Source organism: Shewanella sp. H8 (assembly GCF_040285065.1).
Classification (GTDB): domain Bacteria; phylum Pseudomonadota; class Gammaproteobacteria; order Enterobacterales; family Shewanellaceae; genus Shewanella; species Shewanella polaris.
The window spans coordinates 2,431,552-2,447,874 of the sequence record NZ_CP157213.1; the positions used below are offsets into that span (position 1 = coordinate 2,431,552).

12 protein-coding genes are annotated in these 16,323 nt (G+C 38.8%); 4 read left to right on the plus strand and 8 right to left on the minus strand.

Going from position 1 to position 16,323, the window contains the following annotated elements; all coding sequences use genetic code 11:
* Positions 1-5 precede the first annotated feature (5 nt).
* Both ABIS04_RS10540 and dnaQ read right to left on the minus strand, forming a co-directional pair.
* The gene (locus ABIS04_RS10540; protein WP_140234336.1) at positions 6-1,352 is read right to left on the minus strand and encodes a TIGR03503 family protein; all 1,347 of its coding nucleotides are present in this window, start codon (positions 1,350-1,352) and stop codon (positions 6-8) included.
* Between the two features lie 10 nt (positions 1,353-1,362).
* Positions 1,363-2,091, minus strand: a complete 729-nt coding sequence (gene dnaQ, locus ABIS04_RS10545) for a DNA polymerase III subunit epsilon (RefSeq protein WP_140234337.1) — start codon at positions 2,089-2,091, stop codon at positions 1,363-1,365.
* Between the two features lie 77 nt (positions 2,092-2,168).
* Between dnaQ and rnhA the strand changes: the two genes are divergently transcribed.
* Positions 2,169-2,657 (plus strand): ribonuclease HI, encoded by a 489-nt coding sequence (gene rnhA / locus ABIS04_RS10550; protein ID WP_350431033.1) that lies wholly within the window; start codon positions 2,169-2,171, stop codon positions 2,655-2,657.
* 37 nt (positions 2,658-2,694) lie between these two features.
* Here the strand turns inward: rnhA and ABIS04_RS10555 are convergent, their stop codons facing one another.
* The gene (locus ABIS04_RS10555; protein ID WP_350431034.1) at positions 2,695-3,474 is read right to left on the minus strand and encodes a methyltransferase domain-containing protein; all 780 of its coding nucleotides are present in this window, start codon (positions 3,472-3,474) and stop codon (positions 2,695-2,697) included.
* Between the two features lie 172 nt (positions 3,475-3,646).
* Between ABIS04_RS10555 and gloB the strand changes: the two genes are divergently transcribed.
* On the plus strand, positions 3,647-4,426 hold the full coding sequence (gene gloB, locus ABIS04_RS10560) for a hydroxyacylglutathione hydrolase (RefSeq protein ID WP_350431035.1): 780 nt from the start codon (positions 3,647-3,649) through the stop codon (positions 4,424-4,426).
* Positions 4,427-4,571: 145 nt separating this feature from the next.
* The gene (locus tag ABIS04_RS10565; RefSeq protein WP_140234341.1) at positions 4,572-6,125 is read left to right on the plus strand and encodes a LysM peptidoglycan-binding domain-containing protein; all 1,554 of its coding nucleotides are present in this window, start codon (positions 4,572-4,574) and stop codon (positions 6,123-6,125) included.
* Positions 6,126-6,447: 322 nt separating this feature from the next.
* Here ABIS04_RS10565 and ABIS04_RS10570 read toward each other — a convergent pair whose 3' ends face one another.
* Together ABIS04_RS10570 and ABIS04_RS10575 are read right to left on the minus strand one after the other, a co-directional pair.
* Positions 6,448-8,265: an AsmA family protein gene (locus ABIS04_RS10570; RefSeq protein WP_350431036.1), complete on the minus strand. Its 1,818-nt coding sequence runs from the start codon at positions 8,263-8,265 to the stop codon at positions 6,448-6,450.
* Positions 8,266-8,290: 25 nt separating this feature from the next.
* Positions 8,291-8,785, minus strand: a complete 495-nt coding sequence (locus ABIS04_RS10575; RefSeq protein WP_140234343.1) for a putative 4-hydroxy-4-methyl-2-oxoglutarate aldolase — start codon at positions 8,783-8,785, stop codon at positions 8,291-8,293.
* Positions 8,786-8,995: 210 nt separating this feature from the next.
* On the opposite strand from ABIS04_RS10575, the gene ABIS04_RS10580 reads away from it, so the two are divergent.
* Complete coding sequence (locus tag ABIS04_RS10580; protein WP_137226945.1) at positions 8,996-9,313, plus strand: hypothetical protein; 318 nt, start codon at positions 8,996-8,998, stop codon at positions 9,311-9,313.
* Between the two features lie 364 nt (positions 9,314-9,677).
* Here the strand turns inward: ABIS04_RS10580 and ABIS04_RS10585 are convergent, their stop codons facing one another.
* From ABIS04_RS10585 to ABIS04_RS10595, 3 genes are all read right to left on the minus strand, one after another.
* Complete coding sequence (locus tag ABIS04_RS10585; protein WP_140234344.1) at positions 9,678-10,211, minus strand: cell division protein ZapC; 534 nt, start codon at positions 10,209-10,211, stop codon at positions 9,678-9,680.
* Positions 10,212-10,379: 168 nt separating this feature from the next.
* Positions 10,380-11,399 (minus strand): quinone-dependent dihydroorotate dehydrogenase, encoded by a 1,020-nt coding sequence (gene pyrD / locus ABIS04_RS10590; RefSeq protein ID WP_140234345.1) that lies wholly within the window; start codon positions 11,397-11,399, stop codon positions 10,380-10,382.
* A 61-nt stretch (positions 11,400-11,460) separates the two neighbouring features.
* Entirely contained in the window at positions 11,461-16,305 is a 4,845-nt protein-coding gene (locus ABIS04_RS10595; RefSeq protein WP_350431037.1) for an NAD-glutamate dehydrogenase, read from the minus strand.
* Between the last annotated feature and the right edge of the window lie 18 nt (positions 16,306-16,323).

Below are 16,323 nucleotides of genomic sequence, written 5' to 3' on the forward strand. Positions count from 1 at the left end.
TCAACTTATTCGATTTTATCATCGGGTATACTCAAATCAATGTCATCCAAATCAACAGTGTCTAAAAGTGTATCAATTGATTGTTCTGGTTGCTGTGATTCTTGTTGTAACCTTAACTCAGCTGCCGCCATCGCTTTAGCGAGTGTTTGTCTCTTACGCCACACGATTAAACTCATAATGCCAAATAACAGCAGTATGCCGTTAATGATAATTATCCAGAACATTGCATTATCTTTAGCGGCTTCTTCTTCCATTTCAGCTTGAATTGCCGCTTTTTCAGCGATCACTTTAATTGTTTCTGCTGTAATTGAAACGGGAGGCTCAATAAAATTAAAAAACATTTCAGGTAGGTAGAGCACTATTTCACGGCCATCAACTGTGGTTGATACTGCAGTTCCCTTGACTCGATAACTACCAAACTCAGTGACTTTAGGTAAATATAAAATTTGTTCCGCACTCGTCACCGCTTGTAATGTAACTGGTAAAATCAACCCTGCAGGTCCAACTAACTCAAACTCAAAATGAGTTTGTTCTAACATTAATGCTGATTCATTGACCGATAATTGTATTTTCCATATGCCTTTTGATAGATCATTATTGGCTACCATTGTTGCTTTTATCGGTTGTGCAGAAAGCTCAAAGGGCATCTCATATTCACGCTCAAAGACATTATTGCGTGCTGTGATATTAAGGATATAATGGCCAGTTGGTTGTTGTAGATTATGACTTCCGGTAAAAATACCATCGTCTGGTGCTTCGTCCATCAATTCACCATTATCTTTATATGCTCCAACAATAATGGTGCCCGTAGCGAAATTATCATCACTAACAAGATGTTCACTGGCAAAACGTGCAGTCCATTCCACCATATAATCTAACCCAGGCATTCTCATGGTTAAATCATCACCCAAAAGCTTTGCTGTTACTTTCAGCCTTTCCCCTTGATAAAGGGGTTGTGGTAAAGGTTGTACTTCAATATCTAATTTGGAAATTTTTTGAATTGTAGATCCTTCAACCACACTGCCTAATAGCTGCCATGGACCAGGCATCGGATTTTCAATGTAAATCATATCACCAGCAATACCATCGACCCACTTTACGGTTTGCGGGTAGCGATCTGAATACCATTTGCTGCCGTCAGGTAAAATCACCACCACCGGTGCAGAACCATAGCTACGTTGAATCACTAACGTTAAATTATCGACCATATGATCGATTCGAAAACGATTTTTAAGTTCTACAGCTTTTGAAGCGCTAACCATAGAAGCTTGGGCATTAGGCTGCCAAACTAAGATAAGACTTAGCAACAATAAACAAGGAATAGCAAAATAACCGGCGCGAGTGGCACTCATAAAAATTGGTTTACCCTCTCCAGAGACATTTACCTGACTTCGCAATGAGGTCAAGTCGTTGTTCGTGTAATAGTATTTCATCGGCAGATGCACCAACGACTTTAAGATTAAACGCCGCAGGATCGATTTTTTTTATTCCGCCGCCTTCTTGACCCGCTTTTTCATTGGACAAATTAAACTTAATTTGTCCACCCGTCATAATTAAATAAACATCAGCGAGAATTTCCGCATCGAGTAACGCCCCGTGATAAGTACGGCGGCCATTATCAATACCATAACGCCTACACAGTGCATCTAGGTTATTCTTTTGCCCTGGATGCAGACGCTTTGCAATTGCCAAGCTATCTAAAATACTGCAAATTTCTTTAGTTTTCGGTCCTATGGGATTGAGTTTTGAAAACTCATGGTCCATGAAACTCACGTCGAAGTTAGCGTTGTGGGCGACAATTTCCGCACCATCGATAAAATCAATAAAATCTTTGGCTATTTGATGAAAACGCGGCTCATTAGCTACGCGGTCATTAGTGATCCCATGAACTTGAATGGCTTCTTCATCAATTGCCTGACCAGGATTGATATATTGATGATACGTTCTACCCGTTAAGCGACGATTAATCACTTCAACACAACCAATTTCAATAATGCGATGACCAACATAAATCGGTCCACCCGCTTGATTCATACCTGTGGTTTCGGTATCAAGAATCACTTGACGACTTGCACTAGAAATAATGTTCATATTTTTTACTCTTTCAGCCCTCACCTTCGTATAAATTAAGTATACTGACGCGAATATTTCGCTATGGTAACAACTTGATGGCCGAACTCAAACAGCTGTATATTTTTACTGATGGCTCTTGCTTAGGAAATCCCGGACCCGGTGGCTATGGTGTGGTCATGAAATATAAACATCAGCACCATGAAATGGCCGATGGCTTCTCATTAACAACCAATAATCGTATGGAGCTTTTAGCGCCGATAATCGCGCTAGAGACGTTATATGAGCCATGCAACATCATTTTAACTAGCGACAGTCAATATATGCGACAAGGTATTATGACGTGGATCCATGGTTGGAAGAAAAAAGGCTGGATAACCTCAACCAAACAACCTGTGAAGAATGTTGATTTATGGAAACGTTTAGACGCGGCCAGCCAATTACACAAGATTGATTGGCGTTGGGTAAAAGGTCACGCTGGCCATATTGAAAATGAACGCTGTGACGAATTGGCAAGAAAAGCCGCTGAAGCTAAACCACAACAATCCGATAAAGGTTATCAGCCAGAAGAACTAACACGCTCTTAATTAATACTTAGGTATATTGCTTACTTGTTGCGCTTATTTATGATTTTGCAGATTTCAATATGGGTGTTTTAACATGCTCATTTTGAGTCAAACTACTTCGGCCTGCAGATGGCGCGGGCGACCAGTTAGGCGTTTTTAATTTTGCTTTGTCTTTGATTGGTGTGAGCGGAATCGTCATTTTCCGAGCGACAATTAAATAGACACTACCAGTACTCGGCAACCAGGTAGCAATACTTTTTTGCCACCATGAAGACTGATAAGGTTTGTTGGCTTGATAAGGCATATTAGCGCCACGTTGTCCTAATAACGAATGGTACATAAAACGTTCGTCAGCCAGCACTTGATAACCCAATAATCCCAGCCAATCTTTAACTCTTGATGGCATAAAAAACTGGCCATCCCAAGGTAGTTGAGTTTGATAGTTAGGCAGAATTTTACCAATAAAAGCAGGGCTTATTGGATTAAAGCCAATGATAAAAATATAACCACTTTTGATTAACACCCGATCGAACTCACGCAAAATTTGATATGGATCTGATTCAAATTCAAGTAAAAAGCAACTTAAAACTGCGTCAATTGAGTTTTGTTGTATCGGTAAATAATGAGTATCGGCTTGAATACTTGCACCGACACCATCATAAACAGAAAAATGTCGTGCAATATTGCATTGTAAGCTGTTTAGCTGACTGCTTAACGCCCCCACTTTTAGTAAATGATAGCCAAATATGCGCGGCCACCAGGGCGCTAGCTTAGCTTCTATCTCGGCTTGCAACAATTCTCCATAAGGTAAATCTTGCCAAATAAGGGGTTTTAACATTGAGCCCGCCAACTTTCGCTTTAAAAAATATCATATTCACTAAACAAACTTTACCACAGCTTATTTAATTTTAAGCTAACCATTAATAATACTTTGAAGTATCACTTCACTTGGCGTTATTTAACGATATCCGTTACCCTAACAGATAGTCAATCACCACTCGAGTTAGATTATGCTTAACGTTCATACAATCCCAGCGTTCAACGACAATTACATTTGGTTGATTCATCAAGAAAGCAGCCATTTTGCTTATGTTGTTGACCCTGGCTGTGGTCAAAGTGTTATTGATTATATCGCGACCACCGATCTTGAGTTAGTCGGGATATTAATCACCCATCATCATGCAGATCATACTGGCGGTATTACACTGCTTCAACAACATTTTAACCATACTCTGAAGGTATATGGTCCAAGTAATGAGAAGATCGCAGGGTTAACATATCCTCTTAGTATTGAATCGAAAACAACGCTCGACATTCCCCATTTAGGAGCAACAACTGTAATGGCCGTTCCAGGCCACACCTTAGGACATATTGCATATTATATGCAGCAAAGCTTATTTTGCGGTGACACCTTGTTTAGTGCTGGTTGCGGACGATTATTTGAAGGTACTCCAGAACAAATGCTTAAATCACTGTCAATGCTTGCACAACTTCCCGATGACACCAAGGTGTACTGTGCGCATGAATACACCCAGGCAAACATTGATTTTGCATTACATGTCACACCCAAAAATCAGCAATTGATTGAGTATGCTGATACGGTTAAACGCTTAAGAGCACAAAATATACCGAGTATTCCGAGTTCAATAGGCATTGAAAAAGCCATCAATCCATTTTTACGTTGTCATATAAATGAGACTCAGCTCGCAATTTCAGCTCATTTTAAATTAAACAAAATAGATACTATTCAAACATTTACTAAACTAAGGTTATGGAAGGATAGTTTTTGATTTAACATGAAAACAGTTTAATAAGACAAGCTAAAAGATTTAATCTACAATGCAAAGTTGAATTAGCATGACCAAAAGAGTCTCAATGGCATTTGGTATGTTCCATTTTATGTAAGCCTGAGAACTTGGGGTAATGTATCTTCAAATGAAAGCTAACTTTATTATTATAGCTGGCTGTATGCTGGCTGTAACAGGGTGCCAGACACTCCATACTGCAGAGCCAAGTTCTGATAGTTCAAATAAGACCGTTAACACTAATGTTAAAAATAAAAAATCGTCTACGGTAACCCTTGAACAAATTGAAGAACAAGTCGCCGAGGTAAATGATTTATGGTTCAGGATCGACAATCAAATGCATTTTCCGGTTGTTGATAATGTATTAGTAAACCAATACCGACAATGGTATATCGATAATCCACAACATTTAGAAATTGTCACTCAACGTGCTAAGCCATATCTATATTACATCGTAGAGCAGCTTGAACAACGAAATTTACCCATAGAACTTGCTTTATTACCTATTGTTGAAAGTGGTTTTGATCCACTAGCCTATTCAACGAGTAATGCTTCTGGTTTATGGCAATTAACCGCACCTACTGCGTTGTCATTTGGTGTAAAAACCAATTGGTGGTATGACGGACGACGTGATGTTGCCTCATCAACAAAAGCCGCGTTAGATTTAATGGAATACCTATACGCCAAAATGGGGCAAAACTGGTTATACACCATTGCTGCTTATAATTCAGGTGAAGGCCGGGTATTCAATGCGATTAAACATAACCAAGCCAGAGGAAAGTCCACAGATTTTTGGTCTTTATCTCTTCCAAGAGAAACGACTCACTATGTCCCCCAACTGTTAGCGTTGGCTGATGTCATTAAACATGCTGATAAATACGGTATCAATTTAGCGGCAATTGATAACTTACCTCAAATTGAAGTCGTCAATATTGAAAGCCAATTAGACATAAACTTAGCAGCAGATCTCGCTCAAATAGACATAAGTGATTTAAAAGCGATTAATCCAGGTTTAAAGCGCTGGGCAACAGCCCCGCAAGGTCCACATCACTTAATTGTGCCTAGCGAAAAAGCTTCAACCTTCAAACGAGCATTAGCGACTATCGAACCAGACTCTAGGATTAATTGGGTTCGGTATAAAATAAAATCTGGCGACAGTATTAGTGAAATTGCCGATCAATTTGAAACAACAGCCACCTTAATACGAAGCAGCAACGGTATTAAAGGAAATAATATTATTGCTGGTAGGTTTTTAATTATTCCTGTTGCAGCAAAAGATCCAGACTTAGTCACTATGATTGCAGACCAAGTTCTAGCTCGTAAAACGGTGATCAAATCTAGCGTAAATAAACAAACCTATACCGTTAAGTCCGGTGATTCATTATGGAAAATTGCCCAAACTCATCAAGTCAGTGTAGCGCAATTAAGTAAGTGGAATAACCTTAAAAAACAATCTACCTTAAGCGTTGGTAAATCGTTAGTTATCTATCCTAATGAAGTTTCTATTAATACTGCAGGCAATGAGAAAACGGTTAACTATCGAGTGCAATCTGGCGATTCGCTAGCGCGTATAGCACTGAAATACAAAGTTACGGTGGCCGAACTCATTGAATGGAACAGTCTAGAAAAAAGTACCTTGATCCAGCCTGGGCAAATACTAAAGCTAATTGTGACCAATAGCTAATCACCTTCATGTAATTATCATGGTGATAATAGATTGTATTAATACAAGTGCTTAACCATAGCGCCATATTCAATGCATAAAAATGGACAAGTGAATCACTTGTCCATTTTTTATTCTGTAATTTTATCGTAAATAAACGCTAATGGTTTAGCCGTGTTTAATACCGTAAACAAACCATTATCACACTTGTACTGTGACATTGACTTAGTTACATCAATAGTCGTATTTAGTAATCTTAATATCAAAAATACTATATACGTTAAAAAAGGCTGAAGTATTCATAAAGAATGATCGACAGCCCTAAACATTAATAATCTATTAATTACAGTCCAAGCTTCTTGAACAATCCATCTTTTAACTTTTCTTTGGCTTTATCGGCTTCATCTTTAAACTGGCCTTCTAACAATGCTTTTGTATCAATGCCAAACTTAGGTTCTTGGAATGTACCTTTGATAGTTAAAGGAATATTAACACCTTTTAGTGACTCATCAGCATCACCTTGACCTGATAAAGATCCCACTACACTGGTAGTCAAGGTGTAATCCAACGCTTCAGAAGCAATGTTTGCTGTGCCCTTACCGCTTAAACGAATTAACGGTGAAGCCATCGCTAAATCAGGATTAGTCACAACAGCATCTTTCATCGTGAAACTACCTGTCAAACTGGTAAAGTCCGTTTTCAACTCTTCTTTATTGTCAGCAGACAAATCACCTTTTAATTTTTGCTGAGCACTGCGGATCATTTGTGGAATGTTAACCCCATAAAGCGAGCCATCAGTCACTTCAAACTTGCCTACTGCATCAAGATTCTTTTTAAGATTGTCTGGAAGTAAACTCGCGCCACTTCCGTTAACTTCGAAACTAGCAGTACCAGAAATTAAATCAACTTCAGCAGCATCCATCAATAATGGACGAATATTAACACCAGTGAGTTTTTTATCGAATTGATATGTTGGTACCGCTTTGCGACCATCTAATTTTGCACTAAGCGCTAATTTACCTTCATATAAATCTGCAGTAAGCGACGACAAGTTAAATATGCCTTTATTAATCGCCAGTTTCATTTGCCAATTTTGCGTGAGTAAATTGCTAACTTTAATCGACTTAGCGGTTAGATTAAGCGTTAAGTCGACACTTTTTAAGGCTGACAAATCAGGTTCTTGGCTTGGTGTTGTTGCTGTTTTGTCTTCAGACTCTTCAGCTTTGCCTTCTTGTTTGGAAAGTAATGCATCAACATCAATATCACCGATATCTAAATTCATAGCAATTTTAGGAATGCTATTGCCATAATTTACGTTAATATCGCCCGTTGCCGATAAATCCATTGCTGACATTTTAGTCAATTGCAATGCCACTGTTTTGGCATCTAATGCCATTGTCATCTGCGTGGTGAGCTCTGCCGTAACGGCTTTACCTGGTAAACTGTCGCCTTGGGCTTTATGTACCATAGCAAAATCATTAATGGTGATATTATTTAAAGCTTGGTCTACTTTTATTTTACCTTGTCCAGAAGATGCTAGCTGCATATCAGGTAGTGTCGCTGAAAACTCATACGCAAAATCAGCAAATTTCCCTAGGCTAAATTGGCCAAGTGTAAAACTTTTCAAACTAAATGTTTGTGTTGTGTTACTCGCCATATCAATTAAATTGATATTCGTATTTGTTAGCTCAATACCGCCAATATCTAGAGTCTGCAAAGATACCGCTTCAGAGTCACTTGTTGATGTTTGTGATTTTTCTGCGGTCTTTTCAGCAGTCAGGCCATCAAAACTAGTCTTGCCGTCTTTTTGAGTCACTAGATTCAGTGTCAGACCATCAAGCTTTAATAAATCAACTTCAATTTGTTGACTAAATAATGGCATCAGCGCCACATTAGCTACAGCTTCATTAACATCAAGCATAGAGACAGGGGCAAAACCATCAGGGTTAGAGAGTGAGATCCCCCCCAATTTAATCCCCAAAGAAGGAAAAACACTCCAACTTAAATCTTGGGTTATTTGTAAGTCACGACCCGTCTGCTTTTTTACGGCATCCACTATCTGCGGTTTAAAATTATTGAGGTCGAAAAACATTGTTAAGTAGACCGTCACGCCCACTACTAAGGTTAGCCCAATTGCTAATATCCACTTTACTACTTTCATTGTCGCTTCCTTGTCTGTATTTATTCTACTGTAAAATAGACAGGTCTAATGATTGTTTGCTTACAGCAATACCATTGAGATCTGCATAGATCATCATTCCGGGGTGAATACTGACGCCAGCAATCTCAATAATCACATTGACTTCACCTACGTCTTTTTTGTCTGTTTTAATTGGATTAGTGCCTAAAGCTTGCACGCCAATTTGCATGGTGTTGATGGTTCCAGCATCACGGATGCAACCATTAATAATGATGCCTTCCCAGCCATTTTTATAAGCGTTAAGCGCTATCATGTCACCCAGTAACGCACGCCGACATGATCCACCGCCATCTACAACCAATACCTTCCCATGGCCTTTTTTGGCTAATTCTGACTTTACCTTAGAATTATCTTCAAAACATTTAACAGTCACCACCTCACCATAAAATATCGACTTTGCACCAAACGATTGCCATGGATTTAGCAATAACGTCAATTGATCAGGATAATGATCGAATAAATCAGGTAATAAATCTAACATAAGTCCTCCTTGTAAATCAGAATCTTAGGTTACTAATAATTAGGTAATCCGACAAGTTTTGTTATAATATACCATTGTTTCACTCGACATGATTAACCTCAGCCTTTTCATTTACTTAATGATTACATAAAAAACGAATAGCACGTTTAAGGGTGACTTAATCATTTAATATGAATATAATTTCAAAAAATAATGTAGATAATCATACTTATGAACAACGATTTAAATTTACAGAAAATGATGAATGCGTTTGATGAGTTAGATTTTGAACAACGCACCACCACAAACCTAGAAAATGCCCGTAATAAACAGCAAATGACGGCATACATCAATTCATTAGATTTTAGTATACGCCGTTTAAAGATTTTACAAGAGTCGGTTAACGACATTGTAGAACAAAAACAACTCGATCTTGTTAAGCAAGAACATATACAAACTTACAAAACAAAAATTATTAATTTATCTCGTAAATATAATATCTCATACCAAGATGTCATCAATATTATGGCTCAGTTATCTCATAAATAATTTTGATTGATAAAGCTATATTTCTGAATTCAAATTCGAAGTGCGACTATTTACCAATTAAGCTGTTAATCGAGTAAATACAAAAGCTCGGTGGTTGCAATAAGGTATAATAGAACTTCTGAGCTTATACTACCGAGCCTTCAGAATGTCTCTATCTCAGTGCATTATGAAATAAACGAGTCAGAATCCTGCATGCGAAAATAACTAACTCCAGATTAAACTCCAAAGCGCAGCACGCAGTCAATTCGGCTATATTAATGTTTATAAAATAACAATATGGAATAAATAGAAAGGGCAATATTGCTTAGAGCGACAAGAGTAAGCTTTTAAGTTATTGAAGATTACACTTTTGGCTGTAGATTAATTACGCTGCTACAACTTGTTTAGCTTTACGCAGAGGATGTAATCGATTATGCATTACTTTAATCGTGTCAAATTGTGCTAATGATTTACTTTCAGTTAATTGACAATATTGGGACAAGATCATTACTGTGGCAGCTTGTAAGCCATTGTCAATCACTAAAGCTAATACTTTAGAGTAACCACAGTTAAGTTGAAATAGTTTGCCTACATCGCAATAAACACACTCATCACTGACATCAAAAAACCAAGATTTCGGCATTTGCGATTGCAATAGGAAATGGGCCGCTGTGGCATTGAGGGCGGTTTGAACAATACCTGCATCTGAAATATGTAGTATTTTAGGTAATGTTTCTAACATTTTAATATAGAATTTTGCGTGTTCAAGTGTAAATTCAGCTGCACTCAATGCATCTGGAATTAAAAACTTTGGTTTGTATGGAGTTAAGAACTCCATCTCGGAACCTAACGAAATACTCAATAACTTTAAGTTTTCATTATATTCCCATTGCCAGTCCTTATTTGGCATCAATAACATAGCTGTTTACACCTAAAATCTATACACCTTGATATGATAGATTATTTTTCACTCAATATCAAAATTTAATTATAAATTATAACATAAATTTCAAAGTGTTAGCGCGATCGAATGTTCGAGTGTTCGATCGCGGCATGATTTTTGATCAATAACTTAGTGTTTTAGTGGTTATTTTGCGCAATACGCATTGACTATCTGATCGATCAATTTAGGTCCTTGATAAATAAAACCTGAATATATCTGCACCATGGTTGAGCCTGCATCAAATTTAGCCATCGCATCCGCAGCACTATTGATCCCACCAACACCAATGATCGGGATCTTACCTTGCAAACAGATCGCTAATTGTTTGATCACTTTAGTTGATAAATCGGCCAAAGGTTTACCACTTAGTCCGCCCGTTTCCTCAGCATTCTTTAAGCCCACCACGTTATCACGACTTAATGTGGTGTTAGTTGCTATCACGCCATCAAACTGATTACTGATTACTGAATCAGCAATGGCTCTAATTTCGTCATTGCTTAAATCAGGCGCAATCTTTAATGCAACAGGAACGTATTTTCCATATTTAGCAGCTAGCTCAGTTTGCTTAGCCTTAATTGAACTAAGTAAATCATCGAGTAGCTCACCGTATTGCATTGAACGTAAACCAGGAGTGTTAGGAGAAGAGATGTTAACCGCAATATAACTGCAATGTTGATATACTTTTTCCATGCAAATTAAATAGTCATCTTTGCCCTGCTCTATTGGTGTATCTTTATTTTTACCTATATTTACACCAACCATAATGTCAGACTTTTTGGCCATCAAATTACGAACTAGATTATCAACACCTTTATTGTTAAAACCCATGCGATTAATAATCCCTTTAGCAGGCTTTAATCTAAATAAACGAGGTTGGTCATTACCAGCTTGCGGGCGTGGAGTAACAGTTCCAACTTCAATATGGCCAAAACCCATTGCATGAAAAGCATCCATTGATTCGCCATCTTTATCCATTCCGGCTGCAAGACCAACAGGATTAGGAAAAGTTAGCCCCATACAATTAACTGGTGCAGATTTTACCTGCTGACGGTAGAAATAATTTAATGGAGTATTTCCTGTCATTTTCAAACTGCCAATAGCTAAATGATGTGCTAACTCTGGGTCCATCTGAAACATTACTTTTTGCGCGAGTGTGTAAAACATGTTTTCTCCTAGACCTAAAAAAAACCCCAGCAATCGCCGGGGTTTGTTTATATTATAAGAATTACTTCTGACCTTCGCAATGCAAAATCAGTAAGTTAAGTTCCCGTAGGGCGACTGAGAACTTAGCAAATTCATGGGTTTGAGAAACCTTGAAATCCGCCAGCATGTGATACCATCTTTCAAGTAAAGGCTTATTCTGTTCAATCCATTGATTTATCACACTATCTGCATCGCATGTATCAGTACAAATACGTAATACTGCAGAACTTAATGCACGTTGTTGCCAATCCAGTTCTTCTCTGAATGCGGCACGGGCAAGTGCTTGCCAGTGATTCGCAACAGGTTGCGCACTAATTTGTGCTAAGAACCAATGTAGCTCAACTTTGGCACCGAGTTTGAAGTAAGTTTCAGATACTAGCTCAACTGACTTATTCTCGATTTGTGCAATTTGTGCTATGTCTAACGCAGAGAATAATGTACTCATTTTAGCCACAACTTGTGCGACAGCTTTCGGTACATTTTCTTCGGTTAGCGCGGTAATTTCAGCAGAAATGACGTCCACTTCGGCAGCAATCATGTATTGATCAACATTGGCTTTAAGTTGCTCAAACACAGGCTTAAAGAACGCAACAGTTTGGTCAATATCATGAGCGCGATTGCGATGGCGAATAAACCAACGACAAGCGCGGCGCATATTACGACGTAATAAATGTAACATCTCCCCTTGTACCACTGCAGGGGTTACACCATTTAAATCAGTAATTGAAGTGGTTAACTCATCAAGGCCAAAGACTTCTCGTGCCATAGTGTAACAAATAGCAGCTTCAGCAATTGTTGCACCGGTCTCATCTTGCATACGTTGTACAAAATTAAAGCCCATGTCATTAACCAATTCATTGGCTAATGACGTTGCAATAATTTCACCCCGTAGCGGATGTGCAGTCATTTTATCAGCATATTTGGCTTGTAACTTTTTAGGGAAATAAGCCACTAGCAATTTACTTAAAAATGGATCTTCAGTGATTTCAGGCGTGACCAATTGCTCTTTAAGTACCATCTTCGCATAGGCAACCAATACAGATAATTCAGGGCGGGTTAATGCACGGCCATTGGCTAAACGTTCAGCGAGATCGTCATCTGTTGGTAAGAACTCCAATGCGCGATCGAGCTTACCGTCTTTTTCAAGATATTGAATAAACCGAATCTGATCTTTAAGCTGTGATATACCATGTACTTGGGTGACCGAAATGGTTCGAGTTTGATCTATACAATCTTGAATCACTATCTCGCTGACTTCATCAGTCATGTCTTCTAGCAAACGATTGCGTTGTTTAACCGTTAACTCCCCTTCTGCAACTAAGGTATTCAAGAAAATCTTGATGTTCACTTCGTTATCAGAGCAATCTACACCGCCTACGTTATCAACGAAGTCAGTATTCATGCGGCCACCATTAGCACAGTATTCGATACGACCGAGTTGGGTACAACCTAAATTACCGCCTTCACCGATTATTTTGGCACGCACTTCGTTACCATTAACACGTAAGGTGTCATTTGCACGATCGCCTACTTCAACATGAGATTCCTTGCTCGACTTAACATAAGTCCCAATACCACCATTCCAAATTAGATCTACTGGCATTTTCAGTAGCTCTTTCATTAGTTCTGTTGGAGTCATGGTGTCTTTATCAGTGTCTAGCATCTGCTTAATTTCTGGCGTCAATTTAATTGACTTGGCTGAACGTAGGAATATCCCGCCGCCTTTAGAAATCAGTTTCGCGTTATAGTCTTCCCAGCTAGACCGTGGTAATACAAACAAACGCTGCCGCTCAGCATAACTTTCAGCAATCTTTGGCGTTGGGTCGATAAAGATATGCATGTGGTTAAATGCAGCAACCAATTGGGTTTGTTCAGACAACAACATACCATTACCAAATACGTCACCAGCCATATCACCAATAGCAACACAGCTAAATGGGGTTGTTTGGCAATCAACACCAAATTCACGGAAATGACGTTTAACTGATTCCCATGCACCGCGTGCTGTAATACCCATTTTTTTGTGGTCATATCCGTTACTACCACCAGAAGCAAACGCATCACCTAACCAGAAGTTGTATTCAATCGCAATCTCATTAGCAATATCGGAGAAAGTTGCGGTGCCTTTATCGGCTGCAACCACTAAATATGGGTCATCTTCGTCATGACGTACAACATCCTTTGGTGGAACCACTTCACCATTTATAATGTTGTCCGAAATATCTAATAACGCACGGATGAACAGACGGTAGCATTGTTGACCTTCTGTAAATAAAGCTTCACGGCCACCTTCTGTCGGCAGCTGCTTACACACAAAGCCGCCTTTTGCACCTACAGGCACAATCACAGTATTTTTAACTTGTTGTGCTTTTACTAGGCCTAGCACTTCAGTTCGGAAGTCTTCACGACGATCTGACCATCGCAAACCACCACGAGCTACTTTACCGCCGCGTAGATGTACACCTTCAACACGAGGAGAATACACAAAGATTTCAAACTTAGGCATTGGCTTAGGCATTTCAGGAATTAAGCTGGGCGCAAATTTAAACGATATATAATCTTTTGCTTGGCCATCAATAGCAGTTTGATAAAAGTTAGTGCGTAACGTGGCGTTGATTAGATCTAAGTAACGACGAATGATACGGTCATCATCTAAGCTTGAAACATCATCAAGTTGTATGTCCACTTGTTCAAGGAACTTACTTAAGGTTCGAGTTTTAAGCTTAGGATTAAACTTACGGATGAACATCTTAACCAATAAGTCAGCCAACTTTGGATATCGGCTAAACGTTTCTTCGATATAAGATTGACTGAAAGTAGCATCAATTTGGCGCATATACTTAGCATATGCACGTAAAATTGAAACTTCACGCCCGCTTAAACCAGTAGAAAGCACGATGCGATTAAAGCCATCATCTTCTAACTTCTTTTGCCACACCTGCAGGAGCGCTGTTTGAAAGCGGTCTTGGCTATCAGCAAGATTCTCAGTTGCAGCTCCTTGCACTGTCATTAAGAAGTCTAAAATCCAGAACGTTGCACCATCATTAGTTTTGACTTCATATGGGCGCTCGTTAATAACACGTAAACCAAAGTTTTCAAGCATTGGCAATACATCAGACAAGTGAATGGGTTCGTCTTTATGAAACAGTTTTAAGCGAACCTTATTGTCGTTTAACGCCGACTCTTGTGGCTGATAAAACAACATGCCTAACTTATGATCGTCATCCAATGCTTCTAAGTGCTGCATATCAACAACTGCAGAACTAGGAAGTACATCGTCTTTGTAGCTAGGTGGAAACGCATTTAAATAACGTTTAGTTAAACCAGTCCCGGCTTGTTCGCCAACAGTATTATTTAACGCTGTGTGCAATTTATCATCCCACGAACGGGCTGCTTCAATAAGATTTTTTTCAATAGCGGCCACATCAACATCCATATCGTTATTATCAACTTTGATAAAATAATGAGTTCGAGCCAAAGTAGACTCAGAAAAATAGGTGGTGAACTCAACATCTTCATTACTCTGGAAATGTTGTGCCAGAATGCGTTGAGTATCTTGACGCAACTTAGTGTTATAGCGATCTTTAGACACATAGACTAAACACGATAAGAAACGGCCATAACCATCTTTACGCACAAACAATTTTAACTTATCACGATCTTGTATTTCCAAGACACCGTGAGCAATGTTAGACAACTCATGGTCTTTTGCTTGGATCAGCTCATCACGAGGTAAGTTCTCAAGGATATTCATTAACGCTTTGTAATCATGAGATCGCGGTGTAAAACCTGAATTATCAAGAAGGCGCTGAACTTTTTCACCCAATAGCGGAATTTCACGAGGGCTGCGGTTATACAAGTTAGAGGCATATAAACCGATGAAACGGTCTTCACCAATGACATTACCTTTTTTATCAAAACGCTTAACACCTACATAATCGACGTAAGCTGGACGATGTACACGGCTTTTAGCTGAACTTTTTGTCAGAACTAATAAACTTTCATCTAATGCTTCTTTACGAGCTGAATGCGATAAACTCGACAGTAATAGACCACGTTCTGCATGGGACGTTTTGGAACGATTCATCAAACCAAGGCTGGAGTCTATATTAGGCACTAATTCAACATCACCTTCTACCCGTATTAGATCGTAATAACGATAACCTAATAACGTAAAGTGATGATTGTTTAAGTAGTTCAAGTAAGCTATAGATTCTTGTAACTCTGTTTTTTCGCCTGGGAATGGACGTGATGGTAATTGTGAAATGGTGTTAGTCAGTGTATCTGACATAGCTTGCCAATCATTTACTGAGGCGGCAACATCTGCAAGTACCGACTGAATTTCTTTTTCAATCGTTTTTATATCGGTATCGCTGTTTTGCTTGTCAATTTCAATCAAGAACACGGCAACATTGTCACTATCAGTAGTGGCATCATTCAAAAATGATACATCTGTTACATTGTTGTTTTCGCGGATCACAGCTAATGGCGTATGTAGCATTACATGAGCAGTAATCCCCATCCGATTTAAGGACATTGATAACGAATCAACCAAAAAAGGCATATCAGGTTGAATGACTTCAATAATACTATGTGTTGACTGCCAGCCATGTTTTGCTTGGCTTGGATTAAATACCCGAATGTGAGTTTCGTCCGGGGCCGTTTTATTTAGGGCATTCCAAAGGCTGACGACCGCACCATACAAGTCACTGTCATTACGCGCATTGAGGTCGTCTTTTGACATATTGGCATAGAGACAATGGGAAAATTGCTCTACTTGTTTAGCTTGAGAATGAGGGATTTTTGTGTGAATTAAATTGACTACGTTTTCCAGTAGTACAGAAGGCATTGCATCTTTCAAGGCCATGTTGCAGATTCCTTAAGC